The 12944-nt window shown below is 65.6% G+C and carries 10 protein-coding genes; 6 read left to right on the top strand and 4 right to left on the bottom strand.

Annotation, left to right across the window (positions count from 1 at the left end):
• Positions 1-60: 60 nt before the first annotated feature.
• From RX329_RS33965 to RX329_RS33955, 3 genes are read right to left on the bottom strand one after another with little or no spacing between them, the layout of a single operon-like run.
• The gene (locus RX329_RS33965) at positions 61-2874 is read right to left on the bottom strand and encodes a DUF4159 domain-containing protein (RefSeq protein ID WP_317244912.1); all 2814 of its coding nucleotides are present in this window, start codon (positions 2872-2874) and stop codon (positions 61-63) included.
• The gene (locus tag RX329_RS33960) at positions 2871-3815 is read right to left on the bottom strand and encodes a DUF58 domain-containing protein (protein WP_317244911.1); all 945 of its coding nucleotides are present in this window, start codon (positions 3813-3815) and stop codon (positions 2871-2873) included. The genes RX329_RS33965 and RX329_RS33960 overlap by 4 nt, the downstream gene beginning before the upstream one ends.
• Positions 3815-4813, bottom strand: a complete 999-nt coding sequence (locus RX329_RS33955; protein WP_018454954.1) for an AAA family ATPase — start codon at positions 4811-4813, stop codon at positions 3815-3817. Before RX329_RS33955 ends, RX329_RS33960 begins: the two co-directional genes overlap by 1 nt.
• 280 nt (positions 4814-5093) lie before the next feature.
• Between RX329_RS33955 and RX329_RS33950 the strand changes: the two genes are divergently transcribed.
• From RX329_RS33950 to RX329_RS33930, 5 genes are read left to right on the top strand one after another with little or no spacing between them, the layout of a single operon-like run.
• Positions 5094-5705, top strand: coding sequence for a DUF1285 domain-containing protein (locus RX329_RS33950; protein WP_018454953.1), 612 nt, complete (start codon positions 5094-5096; stop codon positions 5703-5705).
• Positions 5702-6373 carry a CoA pyrophosphatase gene (locus RX329_RS33945; RefSeq protein ID WP_027568565.1) on the top strand — a complete coding sequence of 224 codons (672 nt, stop codon included), beginning with the start codon at positions 5702-5704 and terminating at the stop codon, positions 6371-6373. Before RX329_RS33950 ends, RX329_RS33945 begins: the two co-directional genes overlap by 4 nt.
• The gene (locus RX329_RS33940; protein ID WP_317244910.1) at positions 6370-6633 is read left to right on the top strand and encodes a DUF6111 family protein; all 264 of its coding nucleotides are present in this window, start codon (positions 6370-6372) and stop codon (positions 6631-6633) included. The genes RX329_RS33945 and RX329_RS33940 overlap by 4 nt, the downstream gene beginning before the upstream one ends.
• Before the next feature lie 9 nt (positions 6634-6642).
• Positions 6643-7899, top strand: a complete 1257-nt coding sequence (locus tag RX329_RS33935; protein ID WP_317244909.1) for a CCA tRNA nucleotidyltransferase — start codon at positions 6643-6645, stop codon at positions 7897-7899.
• The gene (locus RX329_RS33930) at positions 7896-8663 is read left to right on the top strand and encodes a sulfite exporter TauE/SafE family protein (protein WP_085352646.1); all 768 of its coding nucleotides are present in this window, start codon (positions 7896-7898) and stop codon (positions 8661-8663) included. The genes RX329_RS33935 and RX329_RS33930 overlap by 4 nt, the downstream gene beginning before the upstream one ends.
• A gap of 50 nt (positions 8664-8713) precedes the next feature.
• On the opposite strand, the gene RX329_RS33925 is transcribed toward RX329_RS33930, so the two are convergent.
• A complete protein-coding gene (locus RX329_RS33925; RefSeq protein WP_240543334.1) occupies positions 8714-9133 on the bottom strand; it encodes a nuclear transport factor 2 family protein in 420 nt (139 codons plus the stop codon).
• A gap of 41 nt (positions 9134-9174) precedes the next feature.
• Between RX329_RS33925 and RX329_RS33920 the strand changes: the two genes are divergently transcribed.
• On the top strand, positions 9175-12924 hold the full coding sequence (locus RX329_RS33920) for a LuxR C-terminal-related transcriptional regulator (protein ID WP_317244908.1): 3750 nt from the start codon (positions 9175-9177) through the stop codon (positions 12922-12924).
• Positions 12925-12944: the final 20 nt, after the last annotated feature.

Genomic DNA, 12944 nt, shown 5'->3' with positions numbered 1-12944 from the left:
TTCTATTCATTGTGAGCATGATCTCTTCGGAAAACCGGTTCCCACTTTTCCGGATCATGCTCATTGCCCCAGCCGTTCGATGAGGGCCGGTGCGTGCACCTGGTCGGCCTTGTAGTTGCCGGTCAGCGTGTACATCACGATGTTGGCGCCGGCGCGGTAGGCGAATTCGCGCTGGCGGGGGTCGCCGCCGATCACCGGCAGCATGGACTGGCCGTCGGGCCGCACGGCCCAGGCGCCGGCCAGGTCGTTCGAGGTGATGATGATCGGCGAGACGCCGTCGCCGCCGCGTGCCGGCCGCTGCGCGCTGTCCTCGTCGTCTTCGCGCGGCAAGGTCTCGACCCAGGTCTGGCCGGTGCTGAAGCGGCCGGGGAAGTCGCGCAACAGATAGAAGGTCTTGGTCAGCACGTGCTCCCGCGGCACCGGCTCCAGCTCGGGCACGTCGAGCGAGGACAGGATCTCGCGGAGCGTCTGCATGGCCGGGGTCTGCGCGGCGCCGTTCGCGCCGGGCGGGGCTTCGACCGCGTCGCGGGTGTCGAACAGCACGGTGCCGCCCTGCTTCATATAGGCGTCGATCTTGTTGATGGCGTCCCGCGACGGCTTGGGCGCGCCCGGCACGATCGGCCAGTAGATCAGCGGGAAGAAAGCGAGTTCGTCGCGCGCGGGGTCGATGCCGACGGGATCGCCGGCCTCAAGCGCGGTGCGCTGCGCCAGGAACAGCGTCAGTCCGGATAGCCCGGCCCTGACGATGGAATCGACGTCGGCATTCCCGGTCACGACATAGGCGAGGCGGGTCTGCGACACCGCCTTCATCGCGAACTCGTCGGACGCGCTGTCCGCATGCGACGGCGTCGGCACGAACGAGGCGAGACCTGCGAGCACCAGCCCAAAGACGATCATCGCGGCCGCGGCGCGGCGGCGCACCAGCGCGGCAAGGCCGCCGCCGAGTACCGCGACGATGATGGCGTCGATCAGGAACAGCGCGAGCGCCGTCGATAGCAGCCAACCGCGCAAGTCCTGCGGCTCGGCGTTGGTGTAGGTGGCATGCCGGGCGCGCAGGCTCGTGGTGTTCAGGGCTGCGATACGGTCGGCGCTGGCAAGCGTGTTCACGGCGAGCGGTCCTTCTGCCGGACCATAGAAGCCCGGCGGATGATCGGGTGTGGCGCGGTCGCGATAATCCGCGGGCAGCGGCTTTGCGGCAGCCGGCGGCGGACCGAACGCGCCAAAGCCATTGAGGATGTGCAACGGCGCCACCGTTTCGGCGGTCGCCTCGGTGGCAACGCCTGGACCCGGCTTCGCGGTATAGCCGGACATGTCGACGACACGCCGCAGGATTTCGACGAAGGTGCCCGACATCGGCAGATCCGACCAGCGCATGTCGGCGCTGACGTGGAACAGGCTGACGACGCCCTTGCCGCGATGCTCGCCTGTTACCAGCGGCGTGCCGTCTTCCAGCGACGCCCAGCTTTTGGTGGCGAGCACGGCGTCGGGCTCGGCCAGCACCTGGCGGCTTATGGTGACGTCCTTGGGGACCACGACGCCGGCAAACGGACCATCGGCGGCAAAGGAGGCAAGATGTTGCGGCTTTTCCCAGGTCAGGCTGCCGCCGAGCGTCCGGCCGCCCTTGCGCAGCTTGACCGGGACGAGATCGTCCTCGGCCTGCGCCAGCCGCGGACCGGCGAACCGCACCAGCACGCCGCCCTGGTCGATCCAGGCATTGAGACGCTCGCGGATTTCAGGGGCGATGGTGCCGACATCGGCAAGGATGATCATCGGCAGCTTCTGATCGAGGAACTGCGTGATGCCCTGCTGCGGCGAGCCCTTGTCGGCAAGCCGCACGTCGGCGAACGGCGCCAGCGCACGGGTGAGATAGAAGGTCGGCGCCAGCAGCGGCTGCGCGGTCTCGCTGGTCGAGCCCGAGACGATGCCGATGGCGCGGCGGCGCCAGCGCTTGTCGAGCAGCTGCACTGCGCCGGCGGAGCGCTCACCGGCAATTTCCAGCCGCGTGATGTCGTTGCGCAGCTCGACCGGCAGATCGAACGACGCTTCGGTTTCCTTGTCCTGCGGGCCGAACGAATAACGCGCCTCGCCGATCGGCGAGGCCTTCTGGTCCAGCGCGCGCACGGTGCCGATGGCGATGCCGCCGTCGGTGCGCAGCACCTTCACCGTCATCCTGGCTGCGGCGTTCTCGGCCGCGACCAGGGCTAGGGCTGAGGAGGTGCCGCCTTCGAACACGGTCAGGCTGCGATCGCCGATGGTCTTGCCGAGGCCAGTCACGAATTCCTCGCCGCGACCGGTATCGACGCTGTCGGAGAGCCAGGCGATCTCGCAGTCGCCGGTTGCTTTCAGGAAGCGATCGATTGCGGTCAGGGTCTCGACGCGTTCGATCGAATACGGCTTTGGCGTCAGCTGCCGCAGCGCGACGCGCGCGGCGCCCGCCGGCATCAGGGTGATATCGCGGTTCGGCTCGGACAGCGGCACCAGCGCGATCGCACGGCGGTCGTTCTCGGCGCTGGCGATCAATTCGTCGGCGGCCCTGATCCGGATGTCCCAGTTCGAGGCCGCGCTCCAGCCGTCGTCGAACATGATCATCAGCGGCGCCTTGCTGGCGGCCGCGCCTGTTTGCGGATTCCAGATCGGACCGGCGGCGGCGAAAATGACCAGTGCCGCAGCCAGCAGCCGCAATGCGGTCAACCACCACGGCGTTCGCGACGGGGTCTCTTCGCGCGGTGCGATGTCGAACAGCAGGCGCGTCGGCGGAAACTCGATCCGGCGCGGCCGCGGCGGCATCACGCGCAACAGCCACCACAGCACCGGCAGGCTGACGAGGCCGATCAGGAGCAGCGGTTCGGTGAAGGCGAGCGGCAGTCCCATCATGCTGCCGGCCCCGCCTTGATCGTTGTGGTGCGCGCGCCCGATTTGCTCACCTGCATGCCGGCATGCAGGAACAGCAAGAGCTCGGCGGCCGAGCGGTCGGTCGCATGCGTCGTGAACAGCCAGTCGAGCTTGTTGGTCTCGGCGCGGATCTGATCGCGGTGCAGCGCGAGCCGGGCGATGTAATCCTGCGCCCAGCTCTCGGCGCGGCCGGCGGTGATCACGCCGAACCCCTCGGGCTCGACGAACTCGACGCGGCCGGAATAGGGGAATGATTCCTCGGCGGGATCGACGACCTGCACCAGCGTGCCATGCGCGCCGGAGCCGGACAGGCCGGCGAGCGTGGTCCTGATCTCGGAGAGCGGCGACCAGAAGTCCGACAGCACGATCGTCTCGGCCAGCGCCGCGGGCACAAAGGAGGGCGGCAGGCTCAAGCGGTCGGCATCGTCATGCAGCATCGCCTGCGCCATCTTGTCGATGACGCTGCGGCTGGCGGTCGGTGCCATCAAACCGGGGATGCCGACGCGCTCGCCGCCGGAGACCAGCAGCTCGGCCAGCGCGAAGGCGACGATCAGCGTCCGCTCGAGCTTGGATTCACGCGCCTGCTTTGACGCGAACGCCATCGAGGGCGAACGATCGGGCCAGATCCAGACCGTATGCGAGGCTTCCCATTCGAGCTCGCGGACATAGAGGAGATCGTCGCGCGCCGAGCGCCGCCAGTCGACATTCTGCGACGGTTCGCCGGAGACGAAACGGCGGTATTGCCAGAAATTTTCGCCGGAGCCGGCGCGACGGCGACCGTGCAGGCCGTGGATGACGTTGGCGGCGATACGGCGGGCCTCGAGCACCAGGCGCGGCAGCGAAGCGGCGAGCGTGCGGCTTTCGCCATCGGCACGTCGGATCGCGATGACCTCCTTTGCTGTGTGCCCGTTCTCCGCCGCCATCAACCGATCCGTGTCTTCAATTGCCGGATCACGTCCGGAATCGTGCGGCCTTCGGCGCGCGCCTGGAACGTCAGCGCCATGCGGTGCTTCAGCACGGGCTCGGCGAGGTCGAGCACGTCGTCGATTGAGGGCGCGAGGCGGCCGTCGATCAGCGCGCGAGCGCGCACCGCGAGCATCAGCGATTGGCTGGCGCGCGGGCCCGGTCCCCAGGCGATGAACTTGCTGGTGTCGCCGCCGTCCGGACCCGGACGGGCCGAGCGCACCAGCGACAGGATCGCCTCGACCACGGAATCGCCGACCGGCAGGCGCCGGATCAGTCGCTGCGCGGTGATGAGTGCATCAGGTGTCATCGAGCCCTTCGCCAGCGTCTCGTCGGCGCCGGTGGTCTCGAACAGGATGCGGCGCTCGGCGTCGCGGTCGGGATAGTCGACGTCGATCTCCATCAGGAAACGGTCGAGCTGGGCTTCAGGCAGCGGATAGGTGCCTTCCTGCTCCAGCGGGTTTTGCGTGGCGAGCACGTGGAACGGCTTCGGCAGATCGTGACGCGCGCCGGCAACGGTGATGTGCTGCTCCTGCATCGCCTGCAGCAGCGCCGACTGCGTGCGCGGGCTGGCGCGGTTGATCTCGTCGGCCATCAGCAGTTGCGCGAACACGGGGCCGGAGATGAAGCGGAAGGCACGCTTGCCGGAGGTGCTCTCGTCCAGCACTTCGGCGCCGAGAATGTCCGACGGCATCAGATCGGGCGTGAACTGGATGCGCTTGGCATCGAGGCCGAGGGTGATGCCGAGCGTCTCGACCAGCTTGGTCTTGGCCAGACCGGGGACACCGATCAACAGCGCATGGCCGCCGGAGAGGATGGTGACCAGCGTGTTCTCGATCACGCGATCCTGGCCGAAGATGACGGACGCGATCGCATCCTTTGCCGCGCGAATCTGGCTCGACACCTGCTCGGCCGAACGGACTATCCCGTCTTCGAGCTTCTCGACACTCTCCGCCATCCGTTAGCTCCTTCAGCCTGCCATGCAGCTCGCTTGCGTCGTCATGTCATCACGTCCTCAACTCAAGACGTGGGCCCTATGCTAGACTTGCAGGAAGGCCATGTATTCGTTGAATTAACCTATCCCCACCTTATCGGCTTAGGGATATGTAGGGCATCACGAAGTGGCGACCTCCACACCGGACGAATGCGGGGTGGAACCGAGTACCCGGATACAACGTAAACCTGCACCAATCGTGCCAAATGACCGATCGTGCCAAATGACAAAGTCAGGGCAAACCATGGCGAACCAAGGGCAGAGCGCCGATCGCGGTCTTGAGGGGCTGACTGCCGCTGCCAAAACTGCTGCCGATGCCGAAGGCGCCAAAAAGGGCCTGCCTCCGGTGCATTTGTGGAATCCGCCGTTTTGCGGCGATCTCGACATTCGAATCGCGTCAGATGGTACTTGGTTCTATTTGGGGACGCCAATCGGCCGTCATGCCTTGGTTCGCCTGTTCTCGACCATCCTCAAGCGCGAAGGCGACAAGCATTTCCTCGTCACGCCGGTGGAGAAGGTCGGCATTCGCGTCGACGACGCGCCGTTCATGGCGGTCGAGATGCAGAAGGACGGCGATGCCAACCATCGCGTGCTCCGCTTCCGCACCAATGTCGACGACTGGGTCACCTGCGATGCGGCGCACCGGCTGCGCTTCGAGCAGGCCAAGGACGGCGGGCTGACGCCCTATCTGCATATCCGCGCCGAGCTCTGGGCCAAGGTCACCCGCGCGCTCTATTACGATCTGGTTGACATGGGTGAGGAGCGGATGGTCGATGGCCAGCCGATGTTCGGTGTCGAGTCGGCCGGCGAGTTCTTCGCCATGGCCGATGCGGAGCAGGTGAGGGCCGCGCTTTGAACAAGCCTATCTCCAGGAACGATCCCGCCGTGATCGGTGCGGCGGATTTCTTCGCCCGCTCCGCCGCGCGGCTCGGCTTCGACGTTCCGCCCGGCCTCTACGATCCCAACATCATTCCGGCCTCGGGCGATCCCGGCACCGACAAGATGCTCGAGATCATCGCGCGCGAGCAGCCGGTGCGGCCGGCGGCGGTCTTGATCGCGGTGGTCGATCATCCCGAGCCGACCATTCTGCTGACGCAGCGTTCGGCGCATCTGAACGACCATGCCGGCCAGATCGCCTTCCCCGGCGGCAAGATCGACGCGACCGACCGCTCGCCGCTCGATGCGGCGCTGCGCGAGGCCGAGGAGGAGGTCGGGCTGTCGCGCGACTTCGTCGAGCCGATCGGCTATCTCGATCTCTACGGCACCGGCTTCGGCTTCCGCATCCTGCCGACGGTGGCCAGGGTGCGCCCGGGTTTTGAGCTGACGATCAACCATTCCGAGGTTGATGATGCGTTCGAAGTGCCGCTATCCTTCCTGATGAACCCGGCCAACCACCAGGTGCACAGCAAGGAATTCCGCGGCATGGAGCGGTCCTACTACGCGATGCCGTTTGCCGAACGCTACATCTGGGGCGCGACGGCCGGCATGCTGCGCGTGCTTTACGAACGGATCTATTCATCATGATCCGGCCGATCCTGACCGAGATCGGAATCTTCCTCGTTCCCTTTGCCGTCTATGCGCTGTTCCTGGCCGCCACGCGTTCCGGCCTGTTCGTGGCATCGTCCTGGCCGATCACCATCGTCGCGCGTCTCATGCTGGCGGCGCTCGTGCTGGTGATCGCCGGGCTGATCGGCTTTGCGCATTTCTCCGGCGCCGCACCGGATTCGACCTATGTCCCCGCCCATGTCGAGAACGGCAAGCTCGTGCCGGGCGTGGAAAGATAGGGCCGGCCGATGAGCGCGGTGCCCATGCTCGCCGATGCGCCCTGGCTGATTTCGGGTGGCACCGCGCGCGTCCTGCAATTGCTCAATGCGGATGGCGAGGAGGCGCGGATTGTCGGCGGCGCCGTGCGCAACGCGCTGCTCGGCCTCGTCCCCGGCGACATCGACATCGCGACCACGGCGCTCCCGCACGAGGTGATGCGGCGCGCCAAAGCTGCCGGCATCAAGGCTGTGCCGACCGGCATCGACCACGGCACCGTCACCCTCGTCATCGACGGGCAACCTTACGAAGTCACGACGTTGCGCGAGGATACCGAGACCTTCGGCCGCAAGGCCAAGGTCGCGTTCGGCCGCGACTGGGTGAAGGACGCCGAGCGCCGCGACTTCACGATGAACGGGCTCTCGGTCGATGCCGACGGCGTCGTCCACGATTACGTCGGAGGCATCGCGGATGCGGCCGCGCGGCGCGTGCGCTTCATCGGTGATGCCGACCAGCGCATCGCCGAGGATTTCCTGCGCATCCTGCGCTTCTTCCGCATCCACGCCGCCTTCGGCGCCGGCGATCCCGACCGCGACGGCTATCTCGCCTGCATCCGGGGACGCGCCGGCCTCGCGAGCCTCTCGGCCGAGCGGCTGCGCATGGAGACGCTGAAGCTTCTGGTCGCTCCCGGCGCGTCCGCCGCCGCGCTTGCGATGGCCGATGGCGGATTGCTGCAGGCGCTGACCGGCGGCGTGGTCTACACCGGACCGCTCGCGGCGATGATCGCGATCGAGCGCGAGCTCGGCCTCACCGCAAGCAGCACGCGGCGCCTAGCCGCGCTGACGGTCGCGGTGACTGAAGACGCCAAGCGCGTCGCCACGCGCCTGAGGCTCTCCAATGCGGAAACCAAGGCGCTGGATTCGATGGGGCACCGCTGGTGGCGATTGTCCACCAAGGGCGAAGCCGATGCGCGGCGATTGCTCTACCGGCTCGGTGCGGAGCGCTATCACGATCGCGTGTTGCTGGGCTGGGCGAGAGCCGGCGGTGACGTAAGCTCATCGCGATGGGGTGCGCTCGCCGAGTTGCCGCAGCGCTGGATTGCGCCGAAATTTCCGCTTCGCGCCGCCGACTTCATCGCGCGCGGCATGGCGGAAGGACCTTCGCTCGGACATGTGTTGACGCTCGCGGAGGACGCTTGGCTTGCGGCGGATTTTCCCCTAGAGGAAGCCGCACTCGCTTCCATCGCCGATCAAGCTGCGGCACGCGTCAGCCGCGATGAGAGAACGTGACCATCGTTTCAGGCTTCGCCGACATCTCGATCTTTCAGCTCCTGCTGGTCGCGTTGATGGCGTTGTTTGCTTCGATTATCGGTGGTCTCGCCGGCTACGGCACCGGCGCCTTGATGCCGCTGGTGCTGGTGCCTCTCGTCGGCGCCGAACCGGTGGTGCCGATCATCGCGATCTCCGCGATCTTCACCAATTCCAGCCGCGCGCTCGCCTATCTCCGCTATGCCGATCGCCGCCGCGCGCTGATCGTGCTGGCCTGTGCGGCACTGACGACAGCGCTTGGTGCCTACGGCTACACACGGCTGACCAATGCGGGCGCGGCGCTGGTGATCGGCTCCATGCTGATCCTGAGCGTGCCGCTGCGCCGTGTGCTCCGCCGCCGCCAGGTCAAGATCGGCGACACTGGGCTTGCGGCCGGCTCGGTCGGCTATGGCGTGCTGGTCGGCGGCACCTCCGGCTCCGGCGTGATCCTGCTGTCGCTGCTGATGGCCGCGGGCCTGGAAGGCGCGGCCGTGATCGCGACCGATGCCATGATCTCGCTCGGCACCGGCCTCATCAAGATCTCGGTGTTCGGCCTCGCCGGCGCCGTGACCGCACAGGTGCTCGCCTTTGCGCTGCTGATCGGAGCAATCGCAATCCCCGGCGCGTTCCTGGCAAAAGCCTTCGTCGAGCGGATGCCGGTGCACATCCACACCGCGATCCTCGACGTCGCGGTGATCACCGGCGGCGTAGTGATGATCTCGGCTGCGGCGAGGCAGCTCATCTAATCAATCGGATGTGGCGCTGTCCCGCTGCCAGTTTGGTTCACGCCGCGGGTCTAGTGTGAGGGACTGCAGTCCAGTTCCTTGATCCTGCCGGCGGCGTCAAATGCCAAAAGTGCACTCATGACGCCAGCACTGGTGAGGTACGAGATAATGGTGCCGTCGTTGCGCCAGGGATTGAGATCATCCAACGTGCCTGCCGGATATTTCCGGAGGTGATCGACCCAATAGGCACGAAGTGCTTCGCGGCCGGTGATGGTTTGGCTGCCGGCGCAGCCGCAGTGGACCACGGCGTCCTCGGCATGAAGTTCCAAAATCGCTTCGATATCGCCCGCGCGATAGGCATCAAGCCAGTCGACCGCAACGGCCATCGGGTCAAAGGACATATTTTTCACTCGCATCGCGTCCAAATCTGGGTCAGGCTCTGGAACCGCCAGGCCTTTTTTGATTTTAATATCCCACCCGGGCACGGCCATATGGCGAACGACATAGGGGACCGGGCCGAGGGCCAAAGTCGATGTTGGACACGTCCGCCAGGCAGGGGATACTCAAGCCCATCCGGCTCGTGATCGTCGATCCACAGCCGATCGTTCTGCAGGGACTGAGGTCGGTCCTCGGGACGCAGCCGGACTTCGACGTTGTCGCATCGTCCAGCGATCGGACAAGCTGCCTCGAAGCAATTCGGAAGCTGACACCTGACGTCGCGCTTCTTGCCGACAAGGTGCCGGATCTGACGGTCTCCGAGATCCTCGCGATTGTGAAGGCGGAGAAGCTCTCCACGCGCCTGGTGTTCTTCACCGAGTCCGATACCGACCACGATCTGACTTCAGCCATCGCAGCCGGCGCCTGCAGCGCAATTTCGAAGTATGCCTCTCCCGCCACGATGCTGCGATCGCTGCGGCTGATGACGAAGAGCGGCGTGGCACTGGAGAAGTCCGATCTCTCCGCACCCGGCAAGGAGGCGGACGGCGATAGCAAAGTCGAAGGGATGCTGGAGCTGTTGACGCAACGGGAACGTCAAATCGCACGACTCGTGGCGGAAGGAATGTCGAACAAGGAGATCGCGCGTCAGCTCAACGTTTCCGACGGGACGGTCAAGGTCCACCTGTACAATATTTTCCAGAAGCTTGAGATCACCAACAGAACTGTGCTCGCGACCATCGCATTGCTGCAACGGCCCTCCGGTCTGGCCGCGCTCTCCCTGGCATTTCTGGCGCTCGCAATTGCGGACGAACTCAAGGCGTCGGAAGCGAACGACATCTTCCCGGATGAGAACGGCGTCGGCCACGTGGACGAGCACGCGGGGTACGAGCCCTGGAAAAAAGGGATTCTCCGGCACCTCGTCGTCTGGGAATCCGGCGAGCCGCCCACGCAGGCTCAGAGAGACTTGTTCGCCAAGGCCGCCCAAATCACCAACCCGGCGGCGGCAATGGAAGCGCTACGCGCGGCCGAGCAATCCGGGGGCGCGAAAGCGTGGACGCACCACGCTCCTGCTGGATCGGGCGCGCCCGATCTTCCCGTGCCCTTACTGCGAGGAGCAAACGACATACAGGTCGGAGTTGACCCGGCCCCGGAACATCAATTCCCGCGGCTTCTTTCCAATGCGATGTCGATGCATGGAGGGTATGGCAACTTTGCTATTCTCACCGGTGCGTTGATCTACGCACTGGAGGATCCCCATCTCGCCGCCCACGCGCATGACCTTCGTCAAGCGTCGATCGACAGCATCCTGGCCGTCACTGAAGAGAGTGCGACCACAAAACTGGCCGCGATCACCCATGCTGCCGCCAATCATGACGACAATTCAGCCCCGGGTTTCCTTTCGCACGATGTCCGCCTGTCTTTCGCCGCTGTGACCACTGGAAACGGCAACCTCGCTGAAGGCGCTCTGGGCGAAAAGGGCCCGGGCGATGCGGGTGACAATCTCCATAAATTTGTTGGCGCGGACCCTGGTCACGATGCCGGTGTCGGCGGGGGCGGCGACGTTGAAAAAATTGTTTATCGCTCCCCGATTGACTCCGAGTCTAACCAGTTCAAGTCGACCTCTTCCGACGCCGTGTTCGATTTCGCATCTGGGCCGGGCAGGATCAATCTTGCGGCTTTCGGAGCGCTTGCCTGGCTGCACATGACGGCGGCAACCAAGTCTATACCGCCACATACACTCGCCTGGGTCTACGACTCCGCAAGCAACGAGACGATCGTCTATGTGAATGCGACCGATCATATCCTTGATATCGGCGATCGCGGCCTGCTGGAAATCCATCTCGAGGGGATCGTGGCCGTTGCGGAGGCGGATGTCGGCTCCGAGCCAGATGGCGCGGCTGTTGCGACCACCTTGGAGCAGCTCGAAGCCGCGCTGATACCGGCGATCGCAACCGATGAGGCCGCTCTGACGAAGGATCATGTCCAAACCAGTATCGAGGGGAGCGAGAGCACGCTCGGGACGGCTGGAGCCTGGGCCCTTCTGGCCAACAACGGCTCGGGTTTCCATTTCGGGCAGACCCGGACCGGCTTGGGAGCGCCGACGAGGCTCAGAAGCTCCAGCGACGCGTCGGCGGATGCAACGGAAGAGAGCGATGCTGCATCTGCCGCGTCGGCTCACGCATCATCCATCGAGCTTGCTCATAGCGCGACGGCGCCGGCAGTCGCAAATGTCGCATCGAACAGTGGTCCGATCAATGCGGGCAACGGCGTTTCGCCGACGGGGCCCAACGAGATCGGCCAACCCAGCGTCGTAACCGCCGACAGCGCGGGGCACGGCAACTCGCAGCACGCTTCGGACCCATCGACTGAAGCTGGCTCCAAACCGGGCAACGGCGTCGGCCATGACGCCGAGCATCACGATAAGGCCTCGGACGCTCCAGGAGGGTCAGCGAAGAACGCAGAACCAGACGGCGCGGAACACGGCAAAGCCGGGCACTCAAATGCTGCAAAAGCACCGGACGCAGCCGAGACCGATCCGGACGTCGCAACGGCCGCCGACGCGGGTCACGGCAACTCGAAGCACGCTTCGGAGCCGGGGTCTGCAAAGGCGGCAGCCGACGAATCGACTGAAGCTGGCTCCAAAGCGGGCCACGGCGTCGGCAATGGCGCCGAGCATCACGCTTCGGCTTCGGAAGCTCCGGGAGGGCCAGCGAAGAAGGCCGACCCAGTCGGCGCCGAACACGGCAAATCCGGGCACTCCGCCGCCCCAAACGCACCAGACGCAGGCGAGATCGATCCGGGCGCCGCGATAGCCGCCGGTGCAGGCCACGGCAACCCGCAGCACGCATCGGAGCCAGGATCTGCAAAGGCGGCAAGCACGGGGTCGACGGAAGATGGGGGCAAACCCGGCAACGGCGTCGGCAATGGCGCCGAGCATCACGATAAGGACCCGGAGGCTCAGGGAGGGGCAGCGCAGAAGGCAGAACCAGACGGCGCGGAACACGGCAAATCCGGGCACTCAACCGCTGCAAACGCACCAGACGCAACCGAGATCGATCCGGGCGCCGCAACGGCCGCCAGCACGGGTCACGGCAATGCGCAGCACGCTTCAGAACCAGAATCTTCGAAGGCGGCAGCCAGCGAATCGACTGGAGCTGGCTCCAAAGCGGGCAACGCCGCCGACCGTGGTGGCGAGCATCACGCTTCGGCTTCCGAAGGCGCGCAAACACCAGCGACAACGGCAGAACCAGACGGCGCGGAACACGGAAAATCCGGGCACTCAGCCGCTGCAAGCCCGCCGGACGGAGCAGCGATCGATCCGGCCGCCGCAACGCCCGCCAGCGCGGGCCACGGCAACTCGCAACGCGCTTCGGAGCCAGGATCTGCAAAGGCGGCAAGCACGGAATCGACGGAACATGGAGGCAAACCGGGCAACGGCGCCGGCGATGGCGCCGAGCATCCCTCTTCGGCTTCGCAGGCTGCTGGGACCGTGAAGACAGCAGAACCAGCCACCGTGGACCACGGTAACTCGCAGCACGCTGCGCAATCTGCAGCAATCGCCGACGACGCACACGCGGCCAAGGCTGCGTTCGAAACCGGCGGCGCAGACCAGGGACCGGTATTCCGGTTCGATAGCGGCGTAGCTCCTTCTGCTTTCGTCGAGATAGTCGGACTGAAAGAGTTCAATCATCCGCTGGATGCGCACGTTCCGCCCGGTCAGGAAGAAGGCCTCGGGTTCAACGTCAAGCTCGTCCCTCATGCACTGAACGGACACGCGGACGATCACGGCACCAACAGCCCGCACCAAGCGATTCTACCTGCGCATCATGATTTGCTGATCTGAACCGCTGTATCGTCATTGAC

This window comes from Bradyrhizobium sp. BWC-3-1 (assembly GCF_032917965.1).
Classification (GTDB): domain Bacteria; phylum Pseudomonadota; class Alphaproteobacteria; order Rhizobiales; family Xanthobacteraceae; genus Bradyrhizobium; species Bradyrhizobium canariense_D.
This window is presented reverse-complemented; position numbering and strand designations above follow the sequence as displayed.

Bases quoted from the DNA above. Each gene is read 5' to 3' on its own strand.
- RX329_RS33965 (WP_317244912.1), bottom strand. From the start codon at position 2,874: ATGATGGGACTGCCGCTCGCCTTCACCGAACCGCTGCTCCTGATCGGC.
- RX329_RS33960 (WP_317244911.1), bottom strand. From the start codon at position 3,815: ATGGCGGCGGAGAACGGGCACACAGCAAAGGAGGTCATCGCGATCCGA.
- RX329_RS33955 (WP_018454954.1), bottom strand. From the start codon at position 4,813: ATGGCGGAGAGTGTCGAGAAGCTCGAAGACGGGATAGTCCGTTCGGCC.
- RX329_RS33950 (WP_018454953.1), top strand. From the start codon at position 5,094: ATGGCGAACCAAGGGCAGAGCGCCGATCGCGGTCTTGAGGGGCTGACT.
- RX329_RS33940 (WP_317244910.1), top strand. From the start codon at position 6,370: ATGATCCGGCCGATCCTGACCGAGATCGGAATCTTCCTCGTTCCCTTT.
- RX329_RS33935 (WP_317244909.1), top strand. From the start codon at position 6,643: ATGAGCGCGGTGCCCATGCTCGCCGATGCGCCCTGGCTGATTTCGGGT.
- RX329_RS33925 (WP_240543334.1), bottom strand. From the start codon at position 9,133: ATGGCCGTGCCCGGGTGGGATATTAAAATCAAAAAAGGCCTGGCGGTT.
- RX329_RS33920 (WP_317244908.1), top strand. From the start codon at position 9,175: ATGTTGGACACGTCCGCCAGGCAGGGGATACTCAAGCCCATCCGGCTC.